We start from the raw sequence: 24,484 nt of genomic DNA on the forward strand, positions 1-24,484 counted from the left end.
ACATGTTGGGAAAACTCTCTCTTGAGTCGATCCCCCACGATCCAATCGTGCTGACCACCCTGGTCGGTGCGGTGCTGGGTGGGCTGGGCGTCATGGCCCTGATCACCAAGTTCAAGCTGTGGGGCTATCTGTGGAAGGAGTGGTTCACCTCGGTGGATCACAAGAAGATCGGCGTGATGTACATCATCGTCGCCTTCGTCATGCTGCTGCGCGGTTTCTCCGACGCGATCATGATGCGTACCCAGCAGGCCATCGCCGTCGGCGGGTCCGAGGGTTACCTGCCGCCGCACCACTACGACCAGATCTTCACCGCCCACGGCGTGATCATGATCTTCTTCGTGGCGATGCCGCTGATCACCGGCCTGATGAATTTGGCCGTGCCGCTGCAGATCGGTGCGCGCGACGTCGCGTTCCCGTTCGTCAACTCGCTCAGCTTCTGGCTGTTCGTGTCCGGTGCGGTGCTGATCATGCTGTCGCTGTGGATCGGTGAATTCGCCGCCACCGGCTGGCTGGCCTTCCCGCCATTGTCGGGCATCGAGTACAGCAACAATGTAGGTATGGACTACTACATATGGGGACTACAGGTGGCGGGTCTGGGTACTACGTTGAGTGGTATCAACTTCTTCATCACCATCCTCAAGATGCGCACCCCGAGCATGAAGCTCATGCAGATGCCGGTCTTCACCTGGACCGCGCTGGTGACCAACGTGCTGATCGTCGCCGCCTTCCCGGTGCTGACCATCACCTTGGTGCTGCTGACCCTGGATCGTTACCTGGGTACGCACTTCTTCACCAATGACGGTGGCGGCAACGCCATGCTGTACATCAACCTGATCTGGATCTGGGGTCACCCGGAAGTCTATATCCTGGTGCTGCCGGCCTTCGGCGTGTTCTCCGAGGTCATCGCGACCTTCTCGCGCAAGGCCCTGTTCGGCTACAAGGGCATGGTCTACGCCACCGCCTGCATCGGCGTGCTGTCGTTCATCGTGTGGCTGCACCACTTCTTCACCATGGGCTCGGGTGCCAACGTCAATGCCTTCTTCGGCATCACGACGATGATCATCTCCATCCCCACCGGCGTGAAGATCTTCAACTGGCTGTTCACCATGTTCCGCGGTCGCGTGCAGTTCACCACGCCCGTGCTGTGGACCATCGGCTTCATGGTCACCTTCACCATCGGCGGCATGACCGGCGTGATGCTGGCGATCCCGGCCATCGACTTCGTGCTGCACAACAGCCTGTTCCTGATCGCCCACTTCCACAACGTCATCATCGGCGGCGTGGTGTTCGGCATGTTCGCCGGCATCACCTACTGGTGGCCGAAGATGTTCGGCTTCCGCCTCAACGAGTTCTGGGGCAAGTGCGCGTTCTGGTGCTGGTTCATCGGCTTCTATGTGACCTTCATGCCGATGTACGTGCTGGGCTTCATGGGCATGACCCGTCGTCTGCAGAGCACCGTCAACCCGGCCTACGAGCCGTTCCTGCTGGTTGCCGCTGTGGGCGCCTTCATCGTGGGTGCCGGCATCCTGTGCCAGATCATCCAGGTGGCCGTGTCGATCCGCGACCGCAAGAAGACTGCCGACCTGACCGGCGACCCGTGGGATGCCCGTACGCTGGAGTGGGAAACCTCTTCGCCGCCGGCCTTCTACAACTTCGGCACCTTGCCGGAAGTCACCGAACTGGACGATTTCTGGGAGCGCAAGCAGCGTGGTGAAGCCTGGCCGAAGCCGGCCAAGTACACCGACATCCACATGCCGCGCAACACCGGCACTGGCGTTGTCATCGGCGCCTTCAGCATGGTGTTCGGCTTTGCGATGATCTGGCACATCTGGTGGCTGGCCATCATCGGCTTCGTCGGCATGATCGCCACGTTCATCTACCGCACCTTCGACCAGGACGTGGACTACTGGGTCCCGGCTGCCGAGGTGGAACGCATCGAGAACGAACACCGCAAGCACCTGGAAGCCCAGGGCCTGGTGAAGTCGGAGCTGAAGGCATGAGCACCAATACCTCGACCGTGAACCACGGGCACGCCGCGCACGCGGCGGCCCATGGCCATGACGACCACGAGCACCACGACACCGGCGGCAACACCGTCTTCGGTTTCTGGGTGTACCTGATGAGCGACTGCCTCATCTTCGCCTCGCTGTTTGCCACCTACGTGGTGCTGGCCGGCGGCACCGATGGTGGCCCCGGCGCGAAGGACCTGTTCGAGCTGCCGTTCGTGGCGTGGGAAACCGCGCTGCTGCTGACCTCGTCGCTGACCTTCGGCCTGGGCATGATCGCCATGCACCGCAAGCAGGTCGGGCAGATGTTCCTGTGGCTGGGCATCACCTGGCTGCTGGGCTTCGGCTTCATGTGCATGGAAGTCTATGAGTTCCAGCACCTGATCCATCAGGGTTACGGTCCGGACCGCAGTGCCTTCCTGTCGGCGTTCTTCGCCCTGGTCGGTACCCACGGGCTGCACGTCAGCGCCGGCCTGCTGTGGCTGCTGGTGATGTTCGTGCAGCTGAAGAAGTACGGCCTGACCCCGACCAACAAGACCCGCATGGCGTGCCTGAGCCTGTTCTGGCACTTCCTGGACCTGATCTGGATCGGCGTGTTCTCCGTCGTCTACCTCAATGGAGCGCTGTAATGGCACATGACAACCATGCACACGACCACGCCGCCGGCGGCGAAAGCCACGGCACCGTGAAGTCGTACCTGATCGGCTTCGTGCTGGCGGTGGTGCTGACCGTCATCCCGTTCTACATGGTGATGTCGGGTGATTTCTCGCGCACCGTCAACGGTGTGGTGATCGCCATCACCGCGGTGCTGCAGATGCTGGTCCACCTGGTGTTCTTCCTGCACCTGGACCGCTCGTCGGAGAGCCGCTGGAATGTCAACGCTGCGGCCTTCACCGTGGTGGTGATCGGCATCATCGTGGTCGGTACCCTGTGGGTCATGCACAACATGAACGTGCACATGATGCACTGACGTCTTCGCGACGTTGCCACGCAGAAGGGCCGCCCCCGGGCGGCCTTTCTGTTTTTCCGTTGCCCGGTAGTGCCGGCCGCTTGCCGGCAGCCAGTAGATCCACGCCATGCGTGGATGCGGTTGCCTCTCACCCCACCTTGCGCAGGAATTCCTCGGCCTCCATCGGCCGTCCAAGGTGGTAGCCCTGCAGCTGGTCGCAGCCCAGCTCGCTCAGGTAATCGCGCTGGGCCTGGGTCTCCACGCCCTCGGCCACCACCTGCAACTGCAGGGTACGGCCCAGCGCGATGATCGAGGATACGATGGCGGAATCTTCGTCATTGCGTTCAAGGTCATGCACGAACGCCCGGTCGATCTTCAGCTCGGTGGCCGGCATGCGCTTGAGGTACAGCAGGCTGGAATACCCGGTACCGAAATCATCGATGGCGATGTGCACGCCCATCGCGGTCAGGTCGTTGAGGATCGCCAGGCTGGCCTCGACATCCTTCATCGCCGTGGTTTCGGTGATCTCCAGGGTCAGCCGCGCCGGGTCGATGCGGTGCCGCTCCAGCACCGAGCGCACGCTTTCCAGCAGGGCCGGCGAGGCGAACTGCAGCGGCGACAGGTTCACCGCCATCGTCCAGTCGCTGTGCCCGCCGTCATGCCAGGCCCGCAGCTGCGCGCAGGCCTGGTCCAGCACCCAGTCGCCGATCGGCAGGATCAGGCCGCTGCGCTCGGCGATGGGAATGAACACGTCCGGTGCCAGCAGCCCCAGCTCCGGATGCTGCCAGCGCAGCAGCGCCTCGGCGCCGGTGGCGGGCGCATCAGCGGCCGGGAATTTCGGCTGGTAGTGCAGCAGCAGCTCATTGCGCGCGATTGCCTTGCGCAGGTCCTGCAGCAGCCGCAGCTGGCGGTTGGCGCTGAGCTGCATCGAGGGGATGAAGAAGGTATAGCCGTTCCGGCCGGTTTCCTTGGTGTGGTACATCGCGGCGTCGGCATGTGCCATCAACTCGCGTTCGTCGCCGGCATCGTCCGGATACAGGGCAATGCCCAGGCTGGCGGTGACCTGCAGTTCCGCCGCATCCAGCACGAACGGTTCGCTGGCCGCCGCGATCACCCGTTCGGCGACCACCGCCGCATCGTCAGGCGCATCAATGGCCAGCACGATCACGAACTCGTCGCCACCGAGGCGGGCGAGGGTGTCCTGCGGCCGCAGCTGCGCCCCCACGCGATGGGCCACCGCGACCAGCAGGCGATCGCCCAGCTGGTGGCCATAGGCATCGTTGACGGCCTTGAAACCGTCCAGGTCGCAGAACATCACCGCCACCGACTGCTGGTGGCGTCGCGCCTTCTCGATGGCCTGCTCGATCCGGTCCTGCAGCAGCATGCGGTTCGGCAGCTGGGTCAGCGGATCGTGCAGCGCGGCCTGGATGAGCTTGTCGTTGGCGCGCGCCAGTGAGTCGGCCAGCAGACCGGTGCGCACGCGCATCTGGCGGTCGAACAGCGAGGCCACCAGGGCGATGCCCAGCGTGGCCAGGGTGGTCACGATCACCAGCACTGCCAGCCAGCGCGGATCGATGCCGCCGCTGCCGATGGCGCCGCAGACGCTGCCTGCCGGGAAGCGCGCGGCGGCCATGCCGGTGTAGTGCATGCCGACGATGGCCAGGCCCATCACCAGCGACGCCAGTATCCGCAGGCGCACCGTGTTGCGTTGCTCTACGCGCAGCCGGAAGGCGATCCACAGCGCTGCACCGGCGGCACCGATGGCCACCGCGATCGACACGGCGAACCAGCCGGGGTGGTAATCGATGCCGGGCTCCATCCGCATGGCGGCCATGCCCAGGTAGTGCATGGCCGCGATACCCAGTCCCATCAGCACCGCACCGGCGGCCAGCCGCTGCAGCGGCAGGCTGGGCCGCGACACCAGCCACAGCGCATAGGCCGACGCGCCGATCGATACGGCCAGCGAGTACAGGGTGATCGCCAGGTCGTAACCGACTGGAATCGGCAGCCTGAAGGCCAGCATCGCGATGAAGTGCATCGACCAGATGCCCAGACCCATCGCGGCAGCACCGCCGGCCAGCCACCAGCGGGCGACCCGGCCCTCGGCCGTGGCCAGGCGTCCGGCCATGTCGAGTGCGGTATACGATGCCAGGATCGCCACCAGCAGCGAGATGGCGACCAGGCTCTGACTGTAACTACCAGTCATGTTGAATCCAGAGGGGGAGGGAGGGGCGCCCGCAAGGCGCACGCCCGCCACCGCTATCGGCACCAACGGGTGGGACTTGAGTGGTCGCAGCAGCTGCGACCCGGCTCGGCTATCCTGCCACGCTCGTTGCCCCTGCAGGAAATTCCCGATGGCCAAAGCCCGCACCGCGTATGTCTGCAATGAATGCGGCGCCGAATACAGCAAGTGGCAAGGCCAGTGCACCGAGTGCAATGCCTGGAACGCGCTGTCGGAAATCGTCCTTGAGAGCGCTGCGGCGGCCAAGGCGCCCGCCTCGCGCCGTGCCGGCTGGGCGGGCAAGATCGACCCGCCGAAGATCACCGCGCTGAAGGACGTGGCGCAGACCGAGCACAACCGGGTCAGCACCGGCATCGGTGAATTCGATCGCGTGCTCGGTGGCGGCCTGGTCGAGGGCGCGGTGGTGCTGGTCGGTGGCGACCCGGGCATCGGCAAATCCACCCTGCTGCTGCAGGCGGTGGCGAAGATGGCCGCGGTGCTGCCGGTGCTCTACGTCACCGGTGAAGAATCACTGGCCCAGGTTGCCGGTCGTGCGCACCGGCTGGAGCTGCCGCTGGAGGGCGTCAACGCGCTGGCCGAGACCGGTGTCGAATCCATCCTGCAGCACGCCACCAAGAGTGGGCCGCGGCTGATCGTGGCCGATTCGGTACAGACGCTCTGGACCGAGACGCTGACCGCCGCGCCCGGTTCGGTCAGCCAGGTGCGCGAGAGCGCTGCGCGGCTGGTGCGCTTCGCCAAGGAAACCGGAACCGCGGTGTTCCTGGTCGGCCATGTGACCAAGGAAGGCGGCATCGCCGGCCCGCGCGTGCTGGAGCACATGGTCGATGCCGTGCTGTATTTCGAAGGCGAGAGCGGCAGCCGTTTCCGCCTGCTGCGCGCGTTCAAGAACCGCTTTGGTGCGGTCAACGAGCTGGGCGTGTTCGCGATGGGCGACAAGGGCCTGAAGGAAGTCTCCAATCCGTCGGCGATCTTCCTGTCCGGTGCCAGCACGCACCAGCCGGGCAGCTGCGTGATGGTCACCCGCGAGGGCACCCGGCCGCTGCTGGTGGAAGTGCAGGCACTGGTCGATGCCTCGCCGCTGTCCAATCCACGCCGCGTCGCCGTGGGTCTGGAACAGAACCGTCTGGCCATGCTGCTGGCGGTACTGCATCGTCATGGCGGGGTAATGGTGGGCGACCAGGACGTATTCGTGAACGTGGTCGGTGGCATCCGCGTGCAGGAGACCGCCGCCGACCTGCCGGTGCTGCTGGCGGTGCTGTCCTCGCTGCAGGACCGTCCGCTGGCCGAGAAGACCATCGCGTTCGGCGAAGTCGGCCTGTCCGGTGAGATCCGGCCGGTACCCAACGGCGAGGATCGCCTGCGCGAAGCCGCGACCCACGGCTTCAAGCGCGCCATCGTGCCCAAGGCCAATGCCCCCAAGGGCGGCTCGGTGAAGGGAATGGAAGTGATCGCGGTCGAACGCTTGTCCGAGGCCATCGACGCGGCGTGACCGGAGTCGGGTCCATGCTCGGACCTGCAGATTCAGCCGACGGCACAGCAGCGCTCAGCCAGCCTGTGCTAGTTTTCCCGGCTCGACGAAGTCGCCCCCTGGCGCCTTTACGTGGCAAGGAGTAATCGTTTACATGCAGGACCCGATGTTCAGCACCCCCGCCGCCGAAATCCGCCGCGCCGGGGTCGATCTCAATGGACTGATGACGGTGCTGGGCAAGCACCTGTATTCCACGCCAATGGTGGCGCTGCGCGAGCTTGTGCAGAACGCGCATGATTCGATCATCCGTCGCCGTATCGAGCAGCCCGGCATCCAGAGCGTGTCGCGCATCGACGTGCAGGTCGATGTCGCCGCCGGCGTGCTGCGCATCACCGATACCGGTGCCGGCCTGACCCGGCAGGAAATCCACGATTACCTGGCCACGGTCGGTGTCGGCTACACCCGGGGCCTGCGCCAGGACGGCGAGGACGATGAAGGCCTGATCGGCATGTTCGGCCTGGGTTTCCTGTCGGCCTTCGTATTGGCGCGCCGTGTCAGCGTGCGTACCACCTCCTACCAGTCACCAGAGCTGGGCCACCTGTACCTGTCCAGCAATGCCGAGCAGTACACCGTCAGCGAAGTGCCGGCGCGCGCGATCGGCACCGAGGTCGAGCTGGAGCTGCATCCGGACTTCCTGCCGCTGGCCAACGAAGCGCGCCTGCACGAGGTGCTGGGCCGCTACTGCGCGCTGCTGTCCGAGCCGATCTTCATCGGTGCGGCGACCGCCGCGATCAATCCCGAACCGCCGCCGTGGCGCGGGCAGGGTGGCGTCGTCCTGCATCCGGTGCAGGCACGCCGCCAGGCGCAGCAGTTCGCGGCCCGTTTCGAACACGATTTCGAGCCCATCGTGACGATGCCGCTGCAGTCCGATGGCAGCAGCGACGCCGTCGGCATGCTCTGGGTACAGGACGGTGCCACCTATGGCACCAGCGACAACCGCAACCTCTCGGTGTTCGTGCGCGGCATGCTGCTGGACGACGACGCGCGCGACCTGCTACCGCCGTGGGCCGGCTTCATCGGCGGAGTGATCGAATCGTCGAAGCTGACCCCGACCGCCAGCCGCGAGGATCTGCAGCGCGATGACCATTACCGCGCCGTGCAGCACGCCCTGCTGGAAGCGCTGATCGATGGCCTGGCCGATGTCGCGCGGCAGCAGCCCGAAGCCTGGCGCCGCGTGCTCAGCCGCCACAATGAAGCCCTGCTCGGCGCGGCGCTGTGCGATGAGCGCCTGTTCGACCTGCTGCTGGAACACGTGCGCGTGCCGACTTCGCAGGGTGACCTGCCGGCCAGCGCGTTGCCGGCGCGCGGCGCAGTGCATGTGATCCTCGACAACGGTGGTGGCTTCGAGGAAATGCTGTTCCGCGCGATGGGCGTGCCGGTCGCGCATGGTCATCGCTACGCAGTGGTGCCGTTCCTGCGACGCTGGGCCCAGGCCAAGGGCCTGCGCCTGGTCGAACTGGGTACCGAGCAGGGCAACCGCGCACTGTTCCGCACCGACGACAGCCTTGATGATGCGCAGCTGACCTGGCTGCGCGAACACCTGGGCGATGGCGAACAGCTGCTGCCCGCGCGGTTCAGCCCCGAGGCGCTGCCGGTGGTGGTGGTGCCCGACCGCGAGGCCGAACTGAAGCAGCGCCTGGAAGACGACGAGAACGACAAGCGCGTATCGATGGCCGCATTGCGGCTGGCGCGCCAGTTCACCGCGCGCATCGAGGCGCGTGCGCCGTCGCGGCTGTACCTCAACCTGGACAATCCAGCGGTGCAGGCGTTGCTGCAGGCCCAGCGCGAGGGCCACCCGCAGGCCGGGGCGGCCGCGCGCCTGCTGCGCTCTCTGAAGATCATCGTGTCCGCACAGGGCCGGCCGCTGCAGCAGAGCGCGGCGACGCCGGGACCCGATCTCAATGGTGCATTTACCGATATTGCCGGTGCCCTGCAGCAGATGCTGCGCTGAGCACCGCTACTCCCTCTCATCCAGCCTTCGCTAGACAGGAGCATTACCCCCATGGATATCTGGAACTGGGTCGAAAAACTGCAGGAAGACCTGCGCCAGGCAGGCCAGGCGCAGAACGCCCACCTGCTGACCCGCCTTGCCGATGAAGTCAGTGAACTGCAGGTCGACCGTGTCGATGCACTGCTGCCCGAAGCGCGCGCGCTGGGCAAGGCGCTGGACAACCCCTGGGTCGACGTCTACGTCGGCCATTGGGCGCTGCGCAACCGCGTCGGCAACCGCGTCGAAGGTGAAAGCGCGCTGGGCGAGTCGGTGGCGCTGTTCGAGCGCGCACACCGTGCCGATACCCTGGACTGCCCGCAGTCGATCTGCGTCACCCAGGACCTTGCCGCCTGCTACGGCAACATCGATGGTCCGGGCTGGGTGCCCGAGCGCATCGAGGTCTGCGATGAGACGCTGGGCCGCATCGACCCGAGCTGGGCCTGCTTCCAGTGCCTGAGCTGCGAAAAGGCCGACGCGCTGCTGGACGACGGCCGCGGCCAGGACGCGCTGGATTACCTGCAGGTGCAGGCGGCGGCGATCCAGGCGCGCGGCAAGGAAGTGTTCGACAGCTTCCCGGAAATGCAGATCAAGATCCTTCTGGCCAGCGGCCGCGCGGCGGAGGCGCTGGCACTGATCGAGCAGCGTGAGGCCGAAGTAGCCGCCGCAGGCGAATACGAGCCGGCCAACTGCACGGTGCCGCGCCGGCTGTCCAAGGCCTGGGCGCTGGCCCAGCTGGGGCGTGATGAAGAGGCGCTGCAGCAGCTGGTGCCCTGGAGCGAGCTCACACCGAACCACTGGCGGCTGTGGGCCAATACCGCGTCAACGCTGTGCAGTCGTGATGGCGAACGCAACACCTGGGATCTGGGTACGCGCTTCAACACCATCATCGAGCACTTCGCCGCTGTCGGCGCGCATCGCCTGGTGATCGAGATCGCTGCATTGAGCCTGGAACTGGCCCTGCAGCGCGGTGCGCGCTGGGTGGCACAGCGGCAGCTCGGCCTGGCCCGCACCCATCTGGTGCAGCTGCGGCAGGACCGTGGCGCTGCCGCACTGGTGGCTGGATTGGCGGCACGGATCGAGGCGCTGCCGGAAATGGCACCGCTGCCGGTGCCTGCCGAGGAACTGCTGGCGTGGCTGCAGGCGCAGGGGGAACAGAACCAGTCGCGCGATCCCGAGCGTGAAGCGCAGTGGCTGCTGCAGGCGCACGCCGAGCGGCCGGACGACGGCGCGCTGGCCGAGGTGGCCGCCTCGGCGCTGCACGCCTGTGGCGCCAAGACCGAAGCGCAGGCGCTGCTGTGGGACTTCGTGCGCGGCCACGCGCAGGAAGACGGCGCGGCGGCCTACACGCTGATGCGTTGGCTGGCCGAGCAGGGCGATGACGATGGCCTGCGCAGGCTGGCCGCGACCTACCGCGACAGCGTGCCGGTGTTCGCGCACTGGTGCGAGGTGCAGCGCGCACGGCGCGCGTCCGACTGGCCGGCGCTGGAGCAGGCCGCGCAGGCGCTGCTGGCGTTGTCGCCGGAGTCGAACGGTGCACGCGGGACGCTTGCCCGCATGTACATGGAGACCGGCCGCTTCAGCGAGGCACAGGCCTGCTATGCGCAGCTGGTGGAGCTGCTGGAAGAGCCCAACGCCGCGCACTGGGATCACATGAGTGCGGCCAGCGCGGCGCTCGACTGGGATGCGGTGCGCCGCTCGGCAGCAGCGATCGGCATGGAACTGTCCAGCCAGCAGGGCGTGGTCGAAGAGCCGTGGGGCTGGGTGATCATCCGTAGCGAAGAAGGCGGCGAACCGATGGAGTACTACGCCCGCCGCAGCGGCCCGGTGACCGCGCGCATCGTCGAGAACGCACCGGCCAACCGTGCGCAGCAGGTGGGTGACTGGGTGGTGTTCGACGCCGGCTTGGTGCACCCCGCGCCAGAGGATGAAGCGGAGCGCGAGCACTTCATTCCGACCTATGCGCAGGTGCACGTGCTTGAGCGGGGTGGTTTCGCGCGCAGCTGGCTGGTCGACGGCGCGCACCCGGGTGAGGAGGCGTGGAACGCTTTCGTGGAAGCGGCCGAGGCACAGGGCTGGAAGGTGTGGGCGCACAGCCGTGCGGACTACACCGTGACCGATCCGGACGCGGAAGACGGCACGCTGCCGGGTCTGCTGTTCACTGTCGCGCAGCCGCAGGATCACGCGCCGCTGGCACTGCATCGATTCCTGCAGCAGGCGACGGCGGATTGGGCGCACCCGCACTGCTGGCTGCGCCTGGCCGAGGCCTGCGACCAGGACCGCCAGCCGCACCTGGACGCGATCGAGCGGTACGGGCTGTAATTCGCCGACATCGGGGTTGCCGGCCGCTGGTCGGCAACCCCATGGAATCACGCGTTGCCGGCCAGCGGCCGGCACGACCGCCAGGGAATTGGAACATGCGGAAGACAGGGATGTGGGTGATCATCGGCCTGCTGCTGGCTCCCACCGTGCAGGCCGCGCCAGCCTGCCAGCAACCGGCCGACGTGGCGCGCGCCTTCTTCGAAGCGACCATCGGCAAGGGCGACCTGCTGGAGCCGCCGCAGGCACTGGTCAGCGCGGCGTTTGCCAAGGCGTTGCACGGTGAGCGCGCCTGCCAGGTGCGCGAAGAGGGCATCTGCACGCTCGATTCCGATCCGTGGCTGGACGCTCAGGACGGGGAGATCGACAGTCCGGTGCGCTACAGCTGGAAGCAGGCCTCGGCCACGGCCGGCCAGGTCGAAATGCGCTATCCGGTCTGGAGCAAGGCCTACGTAACCCGTCTGCCGATGGTGCGAAAAGGGGAGGGCTGCTGGCAGGTCGACGACATCCTCACCAACAGCGGCCGCTCGGTGCGGAAGATCCTGGCCCAGCCGGTGCCCTGAAGGCGGTAGTGCCGGCCGCTGGCCGGCAACCGGGATGCAGTAGATCCACGCCATGCGTGGATGGGGTCACCGCTCAGCGCGAATGCCCGAACACCAGCTCGATCACGAACTGGCTGCCGAAGAACGCCAGCAGCAGCAACAACATCGCCGTCAACGTCCAGTGCACCGCCTTCGTGCCGCGCCATCCATAGCGGCGGCGGCCGATCAGCAGCACGCCGAACACGATCCACGACAGCACGCTCAGCACGGTCTTGTGCACCAGCTTCTGCGCCAGCAGGTCGTCGACGAACAGCACGCCGGTGACCAGGGTCAGGGTCAGCAGCGCGAAGCCGACGGTGATCACCCGGAACAGCAGCGATTCAAGGTCGGCCATCGGCGGCAGCGCACGCAGCCACGGACGGAATTCACGGCGGCGCAGCGCACGCTCCTGCAGCCACAGCATGATCGCCAGCAGCGCAGCGATGCTCAACGTGGCGTAGGCCAGCAGCGCCAACCAGGCGTGGCTGGCCAGGCGCCAACCCAGCAGCTTGCTCGGTTCGTGGCCGTAGCCGTGGTAGACCAGCAGCAGCAGCGCGGCCAGCGGGAACACCACCACGCCCAATGTGGACATGCGCCCGCGCGCGCCCACCAGCGAGGTCAGCCACGCCATTCCCAGGCCTACCAGCGACAACGCGGCGAAGAAGTGCATGTCCGGTCCACCGGTCGTGCGCATCGCCACCAGCACGTGGTAGCCGCCATGCAGCAGCATCGCCGGCAGCGCAGGCCACAGCCACACAGGTGAGGTCACCCCGTCGTTGCGACCAAGGGCGCGCACCAGCAGGGCGCTGGCGGCCAAGTAGAGCAGGACGGCGATGAGAACGATTGTCATCGTTGAAGTTTCGCATACCCCCGGGGTGCTGGCGACGGGCCTGGCGTCGCAGTCCGGGGAGCGCGGTGGACCCGTTATACTGTGGGCCTTATTGTCCCCCGCTTTCAGACAGGTTGCGCCGCATGTTCGAGTCCCTGACCCAGCGCCTTTCCGGCACCATCGAGCGCCTGCGCGGCCGTGGCCGCCTGACCGAAGAGAACATCCGCGAGGCGACCCGCGAGGTCCGCATCGCGCTGCTCGAAGCCGACGTCGCGCTGCCGGTGGTGCAGGCCCTTATCGAGCGCATCAAGGTGCGTGCGGTCGGCCAGGAAGTGCTGAAGTCGCTGACCCCGGGCCAGGCCCTGATCAAGGTCGTGCGCGACGAGCTGACCGCGGTGATGGGCGCCGAAGCCAGCGACCTGAACCTCAACGTTCCCGCTCCGGCCATCATCCTGATGGCGGGCCTGCAGGGTGCCGGCAAGACCACCACGGTCGGCAAGCTGGCCAAGCACCTGAAGGAAAAGCGCAAGAAGAAGGTGATGGTGGTCTCGGCCGACGTCTACCGTCCGGCGGCGATCGAGCAGCTGAAGACGTTGGCCGACCAGGTGGGCGTGCTGTTCTTCCCGTCCAGCGCCGACCAGAAACCGGAGGCCATCGTCCGCGCCGCGATCGACGATGCACGCAGGTCGTTCGTCGACGTGCTGCTGGTCGATACCGCCGGCCGCCTGGCCATCGACGAAGCGATGATGGCCGAGATCAAGGCCCTGCACGCCGCGGTCAACCCGGCTGAAACGTTGTTCGTGGTCGACGCCATGACCGGCCAGGACGCGGCCAACACCGCCAAGGCCTTCGGCGATGCACTGCCGCTGACCGGCGTGGTGCTGACCAAGACCGACGGTGACGCCCGTGGCGGCGCGGCGCTGAGCGTGCGCTACATCACCGGCAAGCCGATCAAGTTCGTCGGTGTCAGCGAAAAGCCGGAAGGCCTGGATGTCTTCCACCCGGACCGTATCGCCAGCCGCATTCTCGACATGGGCGACGTGCTGTCGCTGGTCGAGCAGGTCGAGCAGCAGGTCGACAAGGACAAGGCGCAGAAGCTGGCCGAGAAGGTCGCCAAGGGCAAGAAGTTCGATCTGAACGACATGCGCGACCAGCTCGAGCAGATGCAGAACATGGGCGGCATCGGCGGCCTGATGGACAAGCTGCCGGGCCTGGGCCAGATTCCCGAGCACCTCAAGCAGCAGGTCAGCCAGGGCAAGGAAGTGCCGCGCATGATCGCCATCATCGGCTCGATGACCAAGAAGGAACGGCGCAACCCGAACCTGCTCAATGGCTCGCGTCGCGCCCGTATCGCCAAGGGCTCGGGCGTGACCCCGGCCGACGTCAACAAGCTCATGAAGCAGTACATGCAGATGGAAAAGATGATGAGCAAGATGGCCGGCGGCGGCATGAAGGGCATGATGCGCAGCATGAAGGGCATGATGGGCGCCATGGGCGGCCGTGGCATGCCGTTCCGCTGAGCGCGCGCTGTATCGAACGCTTGAACAACCCGCGGAATAAATCAAAGGAATGTGCATGAACAAGTCGATCGTGGTGATGGCGCTGGCCCTGGGGCTGGTTGCCTGCAAGGACGACACCTCCGTGTCGCAGAAGGCCGGTAGTGCCATCAGTGGTACCGCTGCCGATTTCGTCGCCGGGCTGGGCGAGGGCGTGGACAAGCGTATGAACGTGACGCTGCAGACCGATCCAGGCCTGGCCGCGCAGGGCCTTACCGTCACCCTCGGCAAGAGCCGTGGCATGGGCTCCAAGGACGCAGCGGTCTACGTGGTGGCCGACAAGGCCTTCAAGGGCAAGCTGGTGGCGCGTGCACTGGATGCCGAGGGCACCGAGATCGGCCGCGCCAGCGCCGAGGAAGAGTTCGCCGCTGATGACGCGCGCTATGTGACGTTCAAGTTCAATGAAGAAATGGACAGCCAGCTGGTCCGCACCTACGCGGTGTCTGCACGCTGAGCAACGCGGGAGCGGATCGCCCAACGCGACGCTCCCGTCCACAATGTCTGGCGTATGCTGGCAGCGACTCCTCCCACAGGTGCGTCGCGTGAGCCTTTCGCCGATTCTCGAACGCGCCGACGATTTCTGTCGGCGTTTTTCATTGCAGCTACCGATCCTGCTGGCACCGATGGCCGGCGCCTGTCCGGTTCCGCTTTCCGCCACGTTGGCCAACGCCGGCAGCATGGGCGCGATGGGCGCCGTGTTGTCGCCCGCGGCTGATATCGGTCGATGGATGCAGGACTTCCGGGCCGCGTCCAGCGGGCCGGCGCAGGTGAACCTGTGGTTGCCTGATCCCGCGCCGGTGCGCGATGTGGCTGCCGAGGCCGCATCGCGCGCTTTCCTGGGTCAGTGGGGGCCGGAGGTTGCGGCCAGTGCAGCGGATGCCACGCCTGCCGATTTCGAGGATCAATTCAGCGCGCTGCTGGCGGCACGGCCGGCGGTGGCCTCGACCATCATGGGTGTGCTGTCGCCGCGTCATGTGCAGCAGTTGAAGGATGCGGGCATCGCCTGGATCGCCTGCGCTACGACGCTGGCCGAAGCGCGCGCTGCGCAGGACGCAGGTGCTGACGCGGTGGTCGCGCAAGGCGCCGAAGCCGGTGGCCATCGCGGCGCCTTCGATCCGATACGTGCAGAACAGCAGCTGGTCGGCCTGTTCGCGCTGCTGCCGCGGCTGGCGGACAACCTGAAGATTCCAGTGATCGCTGCAGGTGGCATCGGCGACGGTCGCGGCATTGCTGCTGCCTTGATGCTCGGGGCCAGCGCCGTGCAGATCGGCACGGCCTTCCTGCGCACACCCGAAGCGGCGGTCGCGCCGGCATGGGCCGACGCGCTGGCCCGCAGCGAACCCGAAGACACCTGGCCGACCCGTGCGTTCAGTGGGCGCCTGGGCCGTGGCCTGGCGACCGCTTACGTGCGTGCAGCTGCCGCCGAGGGCGCGCCGACGCCGCGCCCGTATCCGGTGCAGCGTGGCCTGACCGGACCGATGCGCAAGCAGGCCACGCAGGAAAACCGGCTTGCTGCGATGCAGGCCTGGGCCGGGCAGTCGGCGTGGATGGCACCGGCAGCGCCAGCCGCCGACGTGCTGCGTGATATGTGGGAACAGGCGCGGGCGTTGCTGCGATGACGGTGACCTGCAACGGCGCCACGGCGCGGGTCGAAGACCTGTTGCCGGCGCTGACCAACTACGGCCACTTCACCTCGCTGCAGGTGCGCGGCCAAGCGGTGCAGGGCCTCGACCTGCATCTGCAACGGCTGGCGCAGGCAACGCGCGAGTTGTTCGGCAGCGCGCTCGATATCGTGCAGGTGCGGGCATGGATGGCGCAGGCGCTGCAGCAGTCGGCTCAGATCGATGCATCGATGCGGGTCACCGTGTTCTCGCGCCGTTTCGATTTCCGCGATCCGCTGGCCAGCGTGCCGGTGGATGTACTGGTTGCCGTGTCCGTGCCGGTCGCGCTGACCGCGCCGAAACGCGTACGCAGCGCGACATGGCAGCGAGAGCTGCCGCAGATCAAGCATGTCGGTACGTTTGGCCTGTTCGCCCAGCGCCGTGCCGCGCTGGCAGCGGGTTTCGACGATGCGCTGCTGGTGACTGCCGACGGGCAGATCAGCGAGGGCACGACCTGGAACCTGGCCGTGCATGATGGCGAACAGCTGATCTGGCCGCAGGCGCCTGCGCTGCGGGGAACCGCTGAAGCGCTGCTGCAGGCGGGCTGGGCGGGTCCACAGCAGATCCGCCCGTTGCGGCTGGATGCGCTGGCCGGCATGCAGGCTGCCTTCGCCTGCAACGCCAGCGGGCTGTGGGCGCTGGATGCCATCGACGGTCAAGCGCTGCCGGGTTCGCAGGCCCTGGCCGAACAGGGCAGGGCGGTGCTGGCGCGGGTGCCCTGGCAGCCGCTTTCCTGAACGAGGTGCGTGGCGGATGCTCGCCGGGCGTGCCTCGGCGCTAGCGTGAATACCCAGGGTGGGTAGCGCCGGGCCATGCCCGGCGGATGCTTTCGCAGCACAGCACAGTTCAGGAGTTCCAATCAGATATGGGCACAGTCACCGAGCAGCATCGCGCGGTAGCGATGCACGCGATGAAGATCATGGGCGGCGACGCACGGCCCAAGGTCCAGGCCTTTCACGATGACCGTCGCCAGCGTTCGGTCGACATCCTGACGACACTCAACGCTCCGGAAGCGGGCCTGAAGTCGATTTCGTCCATCGGACTATCTGATTTCGCTCTACGCCATTCAAATGGTCGTGAACTGGAAACGCGCGTCGAGCTTTGCGCATGTGTACCTGAGGAGAGACTGCACTGGGACAACGTCGTTGCCTCCACTGCATTTGCGATCATGCGTGATCGTGCGGCGGTGCTACCGGGCAGCGTGATTCCAGACATCCTGCTGGACTACTTCCCGTCGTCGACGATGCCGCATATTTGTCTGGTGCCTCCCTTCTTCTGGCGTGAGGGAAGGTTTGCGGGGCTGCCGCTGCCACCTCTCGCGATCAACTGGCTCCAGTGCATCGCCATCCATGAATCTGAGCGGCGTCTGATCGAGCAGATTGGCGCGGACGCGTTTGATGATCTGCTGCAACGTCACGAGGTCGACGTGTTCGATATGGATCGTGTCGCCCTGCCGGCGTTGGGCGTCGCGTGACGCCTTTGGCATTGGTTGGACGCGGGATCAGTCGCTGAATCCATCACTTTGCTGAATGAAAGCCGCCGGGCATGGCCCGGCGCTACCGGGCAGGTCCGTTTTTCCGCGGGGTTGGCTCGGCCGGAATCTGCCGCTATAATCGCCCGCTTACCGCGCCATCCTGGCGACTGGGCAATAGGAAAAAACCACCATGGTCAAGATTCGACTGACCCGCGGCGGCGCCAAGAAGCGTCCGTTCTACCACATCATCGTCACCGACGTCCGCAGCGCCCGCGACGGCCGCAACATCGAGCGCGTCGGCTTCTACAACCCGGTTGCACAGGGTGGCGAGAAGCGCATCGAGCTGGACCTGGCCCGCGTTGACCATTGGGTCAAGAACGGCGCCCAGCCGACCGAGAAAGTTCGCAACCTGATCAAGGAAGCGAGCAAGTCCCAGGCCGCTGCGGCCTGATCCTGACGGGCCGCGCCCTGGTGCGGCCCATCTGATTGAACGCAGATGAAAGATAACGAGCGCCGCATCCTGCTTGGCAGGGTTGTCGGCGCTTTTGGTGTGCGCGGCGAAATAAAGCTCGAGTCCTGGACCGAGCCGCGTTCCGCTATTTTCCGTTACCAACCGTGGATCCTGCGCAGCCCCAACGGGCAGGAATCGACGCTTGAAGGCGCCCGTGGCCGGGATACCGGCAAGCACCTGGTGGCCCGTTTCCCGGGCATCGAGGATCGCGACACGGTCGAGGCGATGCATGGCACCGAGGTCTTCGTGGCCCGCAGTGCGCTGCCGCCGCCGAGTGCCAACGAGTATTACTGGGTCGACCTGGAAGGCCTGGATGTGAAGACCGTCGAAGGCGTTGCCCTCGGCCAGGTCTCGCACCTGTTCAGTACCGGCGCCAACGATGTGGTGGTCGTACGCGGTGATCGCGAGCGGATGATTCCGTTCGTTGTGCCGGAGTTCGTCAAATCCGTCGACTTCGAGGCCAATCTGGTCGTGGTCGACTGGGACCCCGAGTTCTGAGTGTGAGCATGCGTTTCGACGTCATCACCCTGTTCCCCGATTTCCTGGCCCAGTCCGCTGGGCTGGGCGTGGTCGGCCGTGCGCAGGAAAAGGGATTGTTCAGCCTGCATGGCTGGAATCCCCGTGACTACGCCGAGGGCAACTACCGCCGGGTGGACGATCGTCCGTTCGGCGGTGGTCCGGGCATGGTGATGCTGATCGAACCGCTGCAGGCCTGCCTGCAGGCGATCCGTGAGGCCGATCCGACTCCGGCCCGGGTGATCTACCTGAGTCCCCAGGGGGCTCCGTTGACCCAGGCCAAGGTGCGGGAACTGGCGGCATTGCCGCGCATGGTCCTGCTCTGCGGCCGCTATGAAGGCATCGACGAGCGGTTCCTGGCCGCCCATGTCGATGAGGAGATTTCCCTCGGCGACTATGTGCTGTCCGGCGGCGAGCTGGGGGCGGCGGTCATCATCGACGCGGTCGCCCGGCTGCAGGAAGGTGCCTTGAATGACGCCGAATCGGCCGCGCAGGACAGTTTCGAAGGCGACCTCGGCCTGCTCGACTGCCCGCATTACAGCCAGCCGGCCCAGCATCCGCTGGGGGACGTGCCGGACGTGCTGCGCTCGGGCAACCATGCCGCCATTGCCGCTTGGCGCCGGCAGCAGTCATTGATCCGTACCGCGCAGCGGCGCCCGGACCTGCTGGATGAACAGGCGCTGGGCAAGGCCGACCGCAAGCTGTTGACGCTGGCCCGTCAGGGACTGGCAGAAAAGGGCAGGCCCTAGCGCCAGCCCTGTCTTATCGGCTATCATGGCCAATTACGCCGGCCCCGGCCGGTGCGCAGTACCCAAAACAAACGTGCAGCACAGTCCGGTGACTGCATGAGCCCACGCTGTCGAATGACACGCCCACCCGAACAATGAATCGGTGTAACCCATGAGCAAGCTGAACAAGTCCATCGTCGCGGAATTCGAATCCGCCCAGATCACCCGCGAACTGCCGCAGTTCAGCCAGGGCGACACCATTGTCGTCAACGTGAAGGTGAAGGAAGGTACCCGTGAGCGCGTGCAGGCCTATGAAGGCGTTGTCATCGCGACCAAGAACGGCGGCCTGAACTCCTCGTTCACCGTGCGCAAGATCTCGCATGGCTACGGCGTCGAGCGCGTGTTCCAGACCCACAGCGCCATCATCGACTCGGTCGAAGTGAAGCGCCGTGGTAAGGTCCGCGCCGGCAAGCTGTACTACCTGCGTGGCCTGGAAGGCAAGGCTGCCCGCATCAAGGAAGATCTGGCTGCCGCTGCTGCCGCCAAGGCTGCCCGTCTGGCAACCAAGGGCTGATAAACAACTTCGGTTGTTGCCGCGACGGCCGCCTTCGGGCGGCCGTTTGCGTTTGCGGGATCGTCTCGTTAGTTTCAGTGAATGGATGAGACCGACCATCGATACCCAGCGGACATCCAGGTGGCATTGCGCTTCCTGGCCCGTTCCGGCGTACCGCGGCGGGAAGCGGCCCCCTTGCTGCACCGCATGCTGTGGCGGCTGGGTATCGCGCTGCCGCCGCCGATACTGGCCGGGTTCCTGACCAATACGCTGCTGCAGGGCGCGCTGTTTGGTCTGTTCTGGACGATGCTGATGTGGCTGCTGCTGTGGCAGGGCAGGGCCCTGGCGCTGGAGCTGCTGTTGCTTGTCGGGGTGGCAGCAGGCGCGATGTTCGGCCTGGTGATGGCGACCCTGATGTGGTTCCTGCGCGGGACCCGCAAGCTGCCCACCTGGCAGCAGTTCCGCCGCAGCCTCTGAAGCCATGGCGCAGTGCGCCGTGACCGCTGCCTGACGGCGGCGTACGCTCGGGCCTTCGACCTCGATGGCCCCCTGCGATGCCCGCCAAGCAACCTGCCAACAGTGCTTCGCCCAAGCTGCTGTCCGGCGGTAACCCGCAGATCGCCAAGGGCGAGGGCGATGCGACCGTGCAGGCCTATATCGCCGCCATGCCGGACTGGAAGCGGGCCGTCGGTGCGCGTCTGGACGCATTGATCGAACAAGCCGTGCCAGGCGCGCACAAGGCGGTGAAATGGAACTCGCCGATGTACGGCGTCGCCGCCGACGAGGGCTGGTTTCTCAGCTTTCATTGCTTCACCCGCTACATCAAGGTCGCGTTCTTCCGTGGCGCGCTGTTGCAGCCTGTTCCGCCTGAACCGTCCAAGAGCGCCGACACGCGCTACCTGCACATTCCTGAGGACGGGGTGCTGGACGAGGCGCAGTTCCTCGACTGGGTGCGACAGGCCAGCAAGCTGCCCGGCGAACGCATGTAGTTTCCACGCGCTTCCCCCGAACGAGAGCACACGATGGCTACGCACACGTCCGATCCCGCCGACACCGCACTCCCCGCCGCCGCCCAGATCGATGCCCGCATTGCCGAGCTCGGTGATTGGCGCGGTGACATCCTCGCCCGCGTGCGCGCGCTGATCCACGAGGCGCTGCCGGACGTGGAGGAAACCTGGAAGTGGCGCGGCACACCGGTGTGGGAACACAACGGCATCCTGTGCACCGGCGAAACCTACAAGCAGGCGGTGAAGCTGACCTTCGCCCACGGCGCAGCGTTGCCGGACCCGAAGCGCCTGTTCAATGCCAGCCTGGAAGGCGGCACGCGTCGCGCGATCGACATCCAAGAAGGCGCAATGCCCGACGCTACGGCGCTGAAAGCACTGCTGCGCGCCGCCGCCAGGCACAACGCGGAAAAGAAAAAGCGGTAGTGCCGGCCGCTGGGCGGCAACTGCACGATGTTTCCGAAGTGCATGGGGTTACTGGCCAGCGGCCGGCACTACCGGTGGATGTTCAACGCGGTGGGATGGTCTCCAGCGCCGCATCCGGATCAGCCACCGGCGAAGGCGGGCAGGCCGGAATCTCCGATGGCGTGGCCAGTTCCTCCGCGTGCACCGGCTTGCTGATCATCCTCGCCTTGCGCCAGCCACCCCAGCGGTAATACGCCAGCGACAGCAGCATCGATATCAGCGAACCGGCCGGGAAGCTCCACCAGATCGCGTCGGCGCCCCAGTACGGCTGCAGGAACTCGGCGAACGGCACGCGCACGCCCCACAGCGATGCCGCCAGGATCAGCAGCGGCGGCAGCACCGCGCCGGTGGAGCGCACCACGCCGGAGATCACGAAGCTGACGCCGAAGAACAGGAACGAACCGATCACGATGTGGTTCAGGTGCCGCGCGATCTGCAACGACTCGCTGCCCTGCGGCAGGAACAAGGCCAGCGAGTACTGGTCCAGCAGTACCAGCGGCAGGATCAACGCGCCGGTCAGCAGGAAGTTGAACGCGATGCCCTGGCGCGCGGTACCGCGTACGCGATCCCAACGCTGCGCACCGACATTCTGCGCGGCCATCGACGAACACGCCGCACCGATCGCCATCGCCGGCATCTGCACGTAGTTCCACAGCTGCAGCGACGCGCCGTAGGCTGCGCCGGTGTCGGTGCCGTACTGGTTGACCATCGTCATCAGCATGATCACCGACAGCGAGATCAGCACCATCTGCAGGCCCATCGGCACGCCCTTGATCACCAGCGCACGCAGGATGGTCATGTCCAGCTTGAACAGGTGCATGTCGGCGCGGCCCAGCCACAGTGTGTGCCGCTTGTGCCGCATGTACAGCAGCAGGCCGGCCAGTGACAGCGTCTGCGACACCAGCGTGGCCCAGGCCGAGCCGGCGATGCCCAGTTCCGGGAACGGCCCCATGCCGAAGATCAGCACAGGGTTCAGGGCGATGTCCAGCACCACCGAGACCAGCAGGAAGCGGAACGGTGTGCGCGAGTCGCCGGCACCACGCAGCGCCGCGCTGAGGAAGGCGAAGGCGTACAGCGTCGGCATCGCCAGGAAGATGATGCGCAGGTAGGCCTCGGCCAACGGCAGCGAGGCGGCAGGCGTGCCCATCGCCGCCAGCAGCGGGTGGGCAAGGAACCAGCCGGCGATGGCGATGATCACCGACAGGCCGATGAAGAACGTGGCGCTGGTGCCGACCACGCGCCGTGCCTGCGCGATGTCGCGCGCGCCGATGGCCTGGCCGATGAGGATGGTCGAGGCCATGCCGAAGCCGAACACCGAACCGATCAGGAAGAACATGATGTTGTTGGCGTTCGCGGTCGCGGTCAGTGCCGCTTCGCCAAGGAAGCGCCCCACCCATACCGCGTTCACCGAGCCGTTCAGCGACTGCGCGATGTTGCCTGCCAGGATCGGCAGCGCGAACAGCAGCAGGTTGCGGCCGATCGGGCCGGAGGTCAGGTCAAGCGGCGCTTTGGCCATGGAGTGGTGATCGATTCCCGGGAGGCGCACACTAGCATCAAGCCGGTTTGCAGGATGTGGCAATGCATCAACCACAACAGGCGATGCGGATGATCGTGGCGGCCTTGATCGCAGCGGCACTGGCCGCATGTTCGTCAGGTGACCGGCTGGGCGATACCCAGGTGCGGCCGACCGACCGCCCCGAGTGCCTGGTCGGCAGCCAGCGCCAGGATCTGGCGGCCGGAACGCCGGCATTGATCGGGGGCACGGGTTGCCGTACCGACCCCGACAATCCGCGCCCCCTGAACAAGCGAACGGAGTAGTCCCTACTGATGTCCGAGCTTTCCCCGTTGGCGCCCAGCGTCCGTCTGGACATCTGGCTGTGGGCGGCCCGCTTCTTCAAGACCCGCAGCCTGGCAAAACAGGCAATCGAGACCGGCAAGGTATCCGTGGCCGGGCAGCGCCCGAAATCCTCGCGCGCGGTGCGTGTGGGGGAGCAGCTGCTGGTTGATCGTGGTGAAGAACACTTCGAGATCCAGGTGCTGGGCCTGAGCGATCAGCGCGGCCCGGCGCCGGTGGCGCAGCAGTTGTATGCCGAGAGCGAGGCATCCAAAGCGCGTCGAGCCGAACTGCGTGCACTGCGCATTGCCGCGCGTGATGGCTACCAGGCACCGGAGCACAAACCGGACAAGCGCGCACGACGGTTGATCCGCGCCCTGGGTGATCTTGACGCGTTGTGACGCAGTGGCCGGACTGAACCGACCCGCGCTCTGGTAGCCGCCCACCTTGGTGGGCGCTGTGCCGCCTGCGCTCAGCCACCGTTCGGCTTGCGCCCCGCACGTTGGATGGTCCTTTTCATGGAAGCCCGCCATGTTCCTGCGCCGCAGCCTGCTGTGCCTGGCCCTGTCCGCCGTCGTCCCGGTGTTCGCCGCCGACATCACCTTCTGGGACACCCCGCAGCGCGGTGGCAACAGCTTCAATGAAGCGCCGCCGGACAAGGCTTATTTCCAGGCGTTGCGTGCGACCGGCGCCACCTGGGTACGACTGACCCCGGACAAGTGGCGCAGTGCCGGCGGCCGCGATTTCCTGATGGGCGATGCCGATCACTACCAGGGCCTGGTCGAGGCTGACGTGACCACGTTGCGTCGCGCGCTGGATGACGCCAATGCCGTGGGCCTGAAGGTGGTGCTGGTGCCGCTGTCGCTGCCGCTGCTGCGCTGGAAACAGAAGAACGGCGACGTGGTCGACCAGCGCCTGTGGCAATCCTTCGACAACCACGCACCTGCGCAGCGCTTCTGGCGTGATCTGGCGACCGCGCTGAAGGGGCATCCGGCGTTGGCCGGCTACAACCTGATCAATGAGCCGGCACCGGAATACGGCACCACGCTGGCCGAACACGCCTCCCGCGAGGACATGCTGAAGTGGTATGCCGGGGTGAAGGGCGGGCCGCGCGATCTGCGCCAGCTGTACACGGAACTGGTGGCCAGCGTGCGCGAAGTCGATGCAGAGATACCGTTGATGCTTGATGCCGGCTGGTATGCCGCGGCCGATGCGTTCGACTACTGGCCTGCGCCACTGGACGACACGAAGCTGCTGTACAGCGTGCACATGTACGAGCCGTATGCCGCCACCAGCGCGCCGAACCAGAAGCGCAGCACACCGTACCGCTATCCCGCCGAAGTGCCGTTCGGCGACCGCAGCGAGCGCTGGGACGCCGTGCGCGTGCGCAGCTACCTGCAGCAGCCGATGGACTGGGCGAAGACCCATGGCATCGGCGCCAACCGCATGGTGATCGGTGAGTTCGGCTGCATGCGTCGTTGGCCGGATTGCGGCGCCTACCTGCGCGATGTGCTGGCGGTGGCCGAGCAGCAGAAGGTGCACTGGGCGTTCTACGCATTCCGCGAAGACGGCTGGGATGGCATGGACTATGAACTGGGCGACAGGCCGCTGCCGGGATCGTACTGGCAGGCTGTCGAGAAGGGTGAGGCCGTGCAGCCGCCGCGTTCGATGCAGGCGCCGTTGTTCGCACCGATCCTGCAACGGTTGAAGGCGGGAGCGCGCTGACGCCTTCGCGGTGACG

At 66.3% G+C, this 24,484-nt stretch carries 25 protein-coding genes; 22 read left to right on the forward strand and 3 right to left on the reverse strand.

Features of this window, described 5'->3' with window-relative positions; all coding sequences use genetic code 11:
• The first annotated feature begins 2 nt into the window (after positions 1-2).
• The 3 genes from cyoB to cyoD are packed head-to-tail and all read left to right on the forward strand — an operon-like array spanning position 3 to position 2,976.
• Complete coding sequence (gene cyoB, locus ACEF39_RS05790; RefSeq protein WP_336025919.1) at positions 3-2,000, forward strand: cytochrome o ubiquinol oxidase subunit I; 1,998 nt, start codon at positions 3-5, stop codon at positions 1,998-2,000.
• Positions 1,997-2,635 carry a cytochrome o ubiquinol oxidase subunit III gene (gene cyoC / locus ACEF39_RS05795; RefSeq protein WP_099821051.1) on the forward strand — a complete coding sequence of 213 codons (639 nt, stop codon included), beginning with the start codon at positions 1,997-1,999 and terminating at the stop codon, positions 2,633-2,635. The genes cyoB and cyoC overlap by 4 nt, the downstream gene beginning before the upstream one ends.
• Positions 2,635-2,976 carry a cytochrome o ubiquinol oxidase subunit IV gene (gene cyoD / locus ACEF39_RS05800; protein ID WP_025873831.1) on the forward strand — a complete coding sequence of 114 codons (342 nt, stop codon included), beginning with the start codon at positions 2,635-2,637 and terminating at the stop codon, positions 2,974-2,976. Before cyoC ends, cyoD begins: the two co-directional genes overlap by 1 nt.
• Positions 2,977-3,103: 127 nt before the next feature.
• Here cyoD and ACEF39_RS05805 read toward each other — a convergent pair whose 3' ends face one another.
• Entirely contained in the window at positions 3,104-5,161 is a 2,058-nt protein-coding gene (locus ACEF39_RS05805) for a putative bifunctional diguanylate cyclase/phosphodiesterase (protein ID WP_500287265.1), read from the reverse strand.
• Between the two features lie 148 nt (positions 5,162-5,309).
• Between ACEF39_RS05805 and radA the strand changes: the two genes are divergently transcribed.
• The 4 genes from radA to ACEF39_RS05825 all read left to right on the forward strand — a co-directional run bounded on the left by radA (position 5,310) and on the right by ACEF39_RS05825 (position 11,594).
• On the forward strand, positions 5,310-6,686 hold the full coding sequence (gene radA, locus ACEF39_RS05810) for a DNA repair protein RadA (protein ID WP_089239626.1): 1,377 nt from the start codon (positions 5,310-5,312) through the stop codon (positions 6,684-6,686).
• Between the two features lie 133 nt (positions 6,687-6,819).
• Entirely contained in the window at positions 6,820-8,676 is a 1,857-nt protein-coding gene (locus tag ACEF39_RS05815; protein ID WP_500287266.1) for an ATP-binding protein, read from the forward strand.
• 51 nt (positions 8,677-8,727) lie between these two features.
• The gene (locus ACEF39_RS05820) at positions 8,728-11,034 is read left to right on the forward strand and encodes a tetratricopeptide repeat protein (RefSeq protein ID WP_500287267.1); all 2,307 of its coding nucleotides are present in this window, start codon (positions 8,728-8,730) and stop codon (positions 11,032-11,034) included.
• 95 nt (positions 11,035-11,129) lie between these two features.
• Positions 11,130-11,594: a YqhG/Tai3 family protein gene (locus tag ACEF39_RS05825; RefSeq protein ID WP_500287268.1), complete on the forward strand. Its 465-nt coding sequence runs from the start codon at positions 11,130-11,132 to the stop codon at positions 11,592-11,594.
• Positions 11,595-11,667: 73 nt separating this feature from the next.
• Here ACEF39_RS05825 and ACEF39_RS05830 read toward each other — a convergent pair whose 3' ends face one another.
• Positions 11,668-12,462, reverse strand: coding sequence for a cytochrome C assembly family protein (locus ACEF39_RS05830; RefSeq protein WP_500287269.1), 795 nt, complete (start codon positions 12,460-12,462; stop codon positions 11,668-11,670).
• 122 nt (positions 12,463-12,584) lie between these two features.
• Here ACEF39_RS05830 and ffh point away from each other — a divergent pair, with 122 nt between their 5' ends.
• The 12 genes from ffh (at position 12,585) to ACEF39_RS05890 (ending at position 20,870) form a co-directional block, all read left to right on the forward strand.
• Positions 12,585-13,961, forward strand: coding sequence for a signal recognition particle protein (gene ffh, locus ACEF39_RS05835; RefSeq protein ID WP_500287270.1), 1,377 nt, complete (start codon positions 12,585-12,587; stop codon positions 13,959-13,961).
• Between the two features lie 55 nt (positions 13,962-14,016).
• The gene (locus ACEF39_RS05840; RefSeq protein ID WP_500287271.1) at positions 14,017-14,451 is read left to right on the forward strand and encodes a hypothetical protein; all 435 of its coding nucleotides are present in this window, start codon (positions 14,017-14,019) and stop codon (positions 14,449-14,451) included.
• A gap of 88 nt (positions 14,452-14,539) precedes the next feature.
• Positions 14,540-15,616: an NAD(P)H-dependent flavin oxidoreductase gene (locus tag ACEF39_RS05845; RefSeq protein ID WP_500287272.1), complete on the forward strand. Its 1,077-nt coding sequence runs from the start codon at positions 14,540-14,542 to the stop codon at positions 15,614-15,616.
• The gene (locus tag ACEF39_RS05850) at positions 15,613-16,395 is read left to right on the forward strand and encodes an aminotransferase class IV family protein (protein ID WP_500287273.1); all 783 of its coding nucleotides are present in this window, start codon (positions 15,613-15,615) and stop codon (positions 16,393-16,395) included. The genes ACEF39_RS05845 and ACEF39_RS05850 overlap by 4 nt, the downstream gene beginning before the upstream one ends.
• Before the next feature lie 128 nt (positions 16,396-16,523).
• Positions 16,524-17,132: a suppressor of fused domain protein gene (locus ACEF39_RS05855; protein ID WP_205404906.1), complete on the forward strand. Its 609-nt coding sequence runs from the start codon at positions 16,524-16,526 to the stop codon at positions 17,130-17,132.
• A gap of 190 nt (positions 17,133-17,322) precedes the next feature.
• The gene (gene rpsP, locus ACEF39_RS05860) at positions 17,323-17,583 is read left to right on the forward strand and encodes a 30S ribosomal protein S16 (RefSeq protein WP_025873821.1); all 261 of its coding nucleotides are present in this window, start codon (positions 17,323-17,325) and stop codon (positions 17,581-17,583) included.
• Between the two features lie 45 nt (positions 17,584-17,628).
• Positions 17,629-18,141: a ribosome maturation factor RimM gene (rimM, locus tag ACEF39_RS05865; RefSeq protein WP_500287274.1), complete on the forward strand. Its 513-nt coding sequence runs from the start codon at positions 17,629-17,631 to the stop codon at positions 18,139-18,141.
• A gap of 8 nt (positions 18,142-18,149) precedes the next feature.
• Positions 18,150-18,908, forward strand: coding sequence for a tRNA (guanosine(37)-N1)-methyltransferase TrmD (gene trmD / locus ACEF39_RS05870; protein WP_500287275.1), 759 nt, complete (start codon positions 18,150-18,152; stop codon positions 18,906-18,908).
• 151 nt (positions 18,909-19,059) lie between these two features.
• Positions 19,060-19,461 carry a 50S ribosomal protein L19 gene (gene rplS, locus ACEF39_RS05875; protein WP_025873818.1) on the forward strand — a complete coding sequence of 134 codons (402 nt, stop codon included), beginning with the start codon at positions 19,060-19,062 and terminating at the stop codon, positions 19,459-19,461.
• Positions 19,462-19,542: 81 nt separating this feature from the next.
• Positions 19,543-19,917: a DUF6404 family protein gene (locus tag ACEF39_RS05880; protein WP_500287276.1), complete on the forward strand. Its 375-nt coding sequence runs from the start codon at positions 19,543-19,545 to the stop codon at positions 19,915-19,917.
• 77 nt (positions 19,918-19,994) lie between these two features.
• Positions 19,995-20,429, forward strand: a complete 435-nt coding sequence (locus ACEF39_RS05885) for a DUF1801 domain-containing protein (protein ID WP_500287277.1) — start codon at positions 19,995-19,997, stop codon at positions 20,427-20,429.
• A 33-nt stretch (positions 20,430-20,462) separates the two neighbouring features.
• Entirely contained in the window at positions 20,463-20,870 is a 408-nt protein-coding gene (locus tag ACEF39_RS05890) for a DUF1801 domain-containing protein (RefSeq protein WP_500287278.1), read from the forward strand.
• Between the two features lie 82 nt (positions 20,871-20,952).
• On the opposite strand, the gene ACEF39_RS05895 is transcribed toward ACEF39_RS05890, so the two are convergent.
• Entirely contained in the window at positions 20,953-22,425 is a 1,473-nt protein-coding gene (locus ACEF39_RS05895; protein ID WP_500287279.1) for an MATE family efflux transporter, read from the reverse strand.
• Positions 22,426-22,487: 62 nt separating this feature from the next.
• On the opposite strand from ACEF39_RS05895, the gene ACEF39_RS05900 reads away from it, so the two are divergent.
• The 3 genes from ACEF39_RS05900 (at position 22,488) to ACEF39_RS05910 (ending at position 24,468) form a co-directional block, all read left to right on the forward strand.
• Positions 22,488-22,727: a hypothetical protein gene (locus ACEF39_RS05900; RefSeq protein ID WP_049470175.1), complete on the forward strand. Its 240-nt coding sequence runs from the start codon at positions 22,488-22,490 to the stop codon at positions 22,725-22,727.
• Between the two features lie 9 nt (positions 22,728-22,736).
• Complete coding sequence (locus ACEF39_RS05905) at positions 22,737-23,144, forward strand: RNA-binding S4 domain-containing protein (protein WP_089239660.1); 408 nt, start codon at positions 22,737-22,739, stop codon at positions 23,142-23,144.
• A 130-nt stretch (positions 23,145-23,274) separates the two neighbouring features.
• Positions 23,275-24,468 (forward strand): glycoside hydrolase family 5 protein, encoded by a 1,194-nt coding sequence (locus tag ACEF39_RS05910; protein ID WP_500287280.1) that lies wholly within the window; start codon positions 23,275-23,277, stop codon positions 24,466-24,468.
• Positions 24,469-24,484: the final 16 nt, after the last annotated feature.

The sequence above is a fragment of the Stenotrophomonas indicatrix genome (assembly GCA_041545745.1).
Classification (GTDB): domain Bacteria; phylum Pseudomonadota; class Gammaproteobacteria; order Xanthomonadales; family Xanthomonadaceae; genus Stenotrophomonas; species Stenotrophomonas indicatrix_A.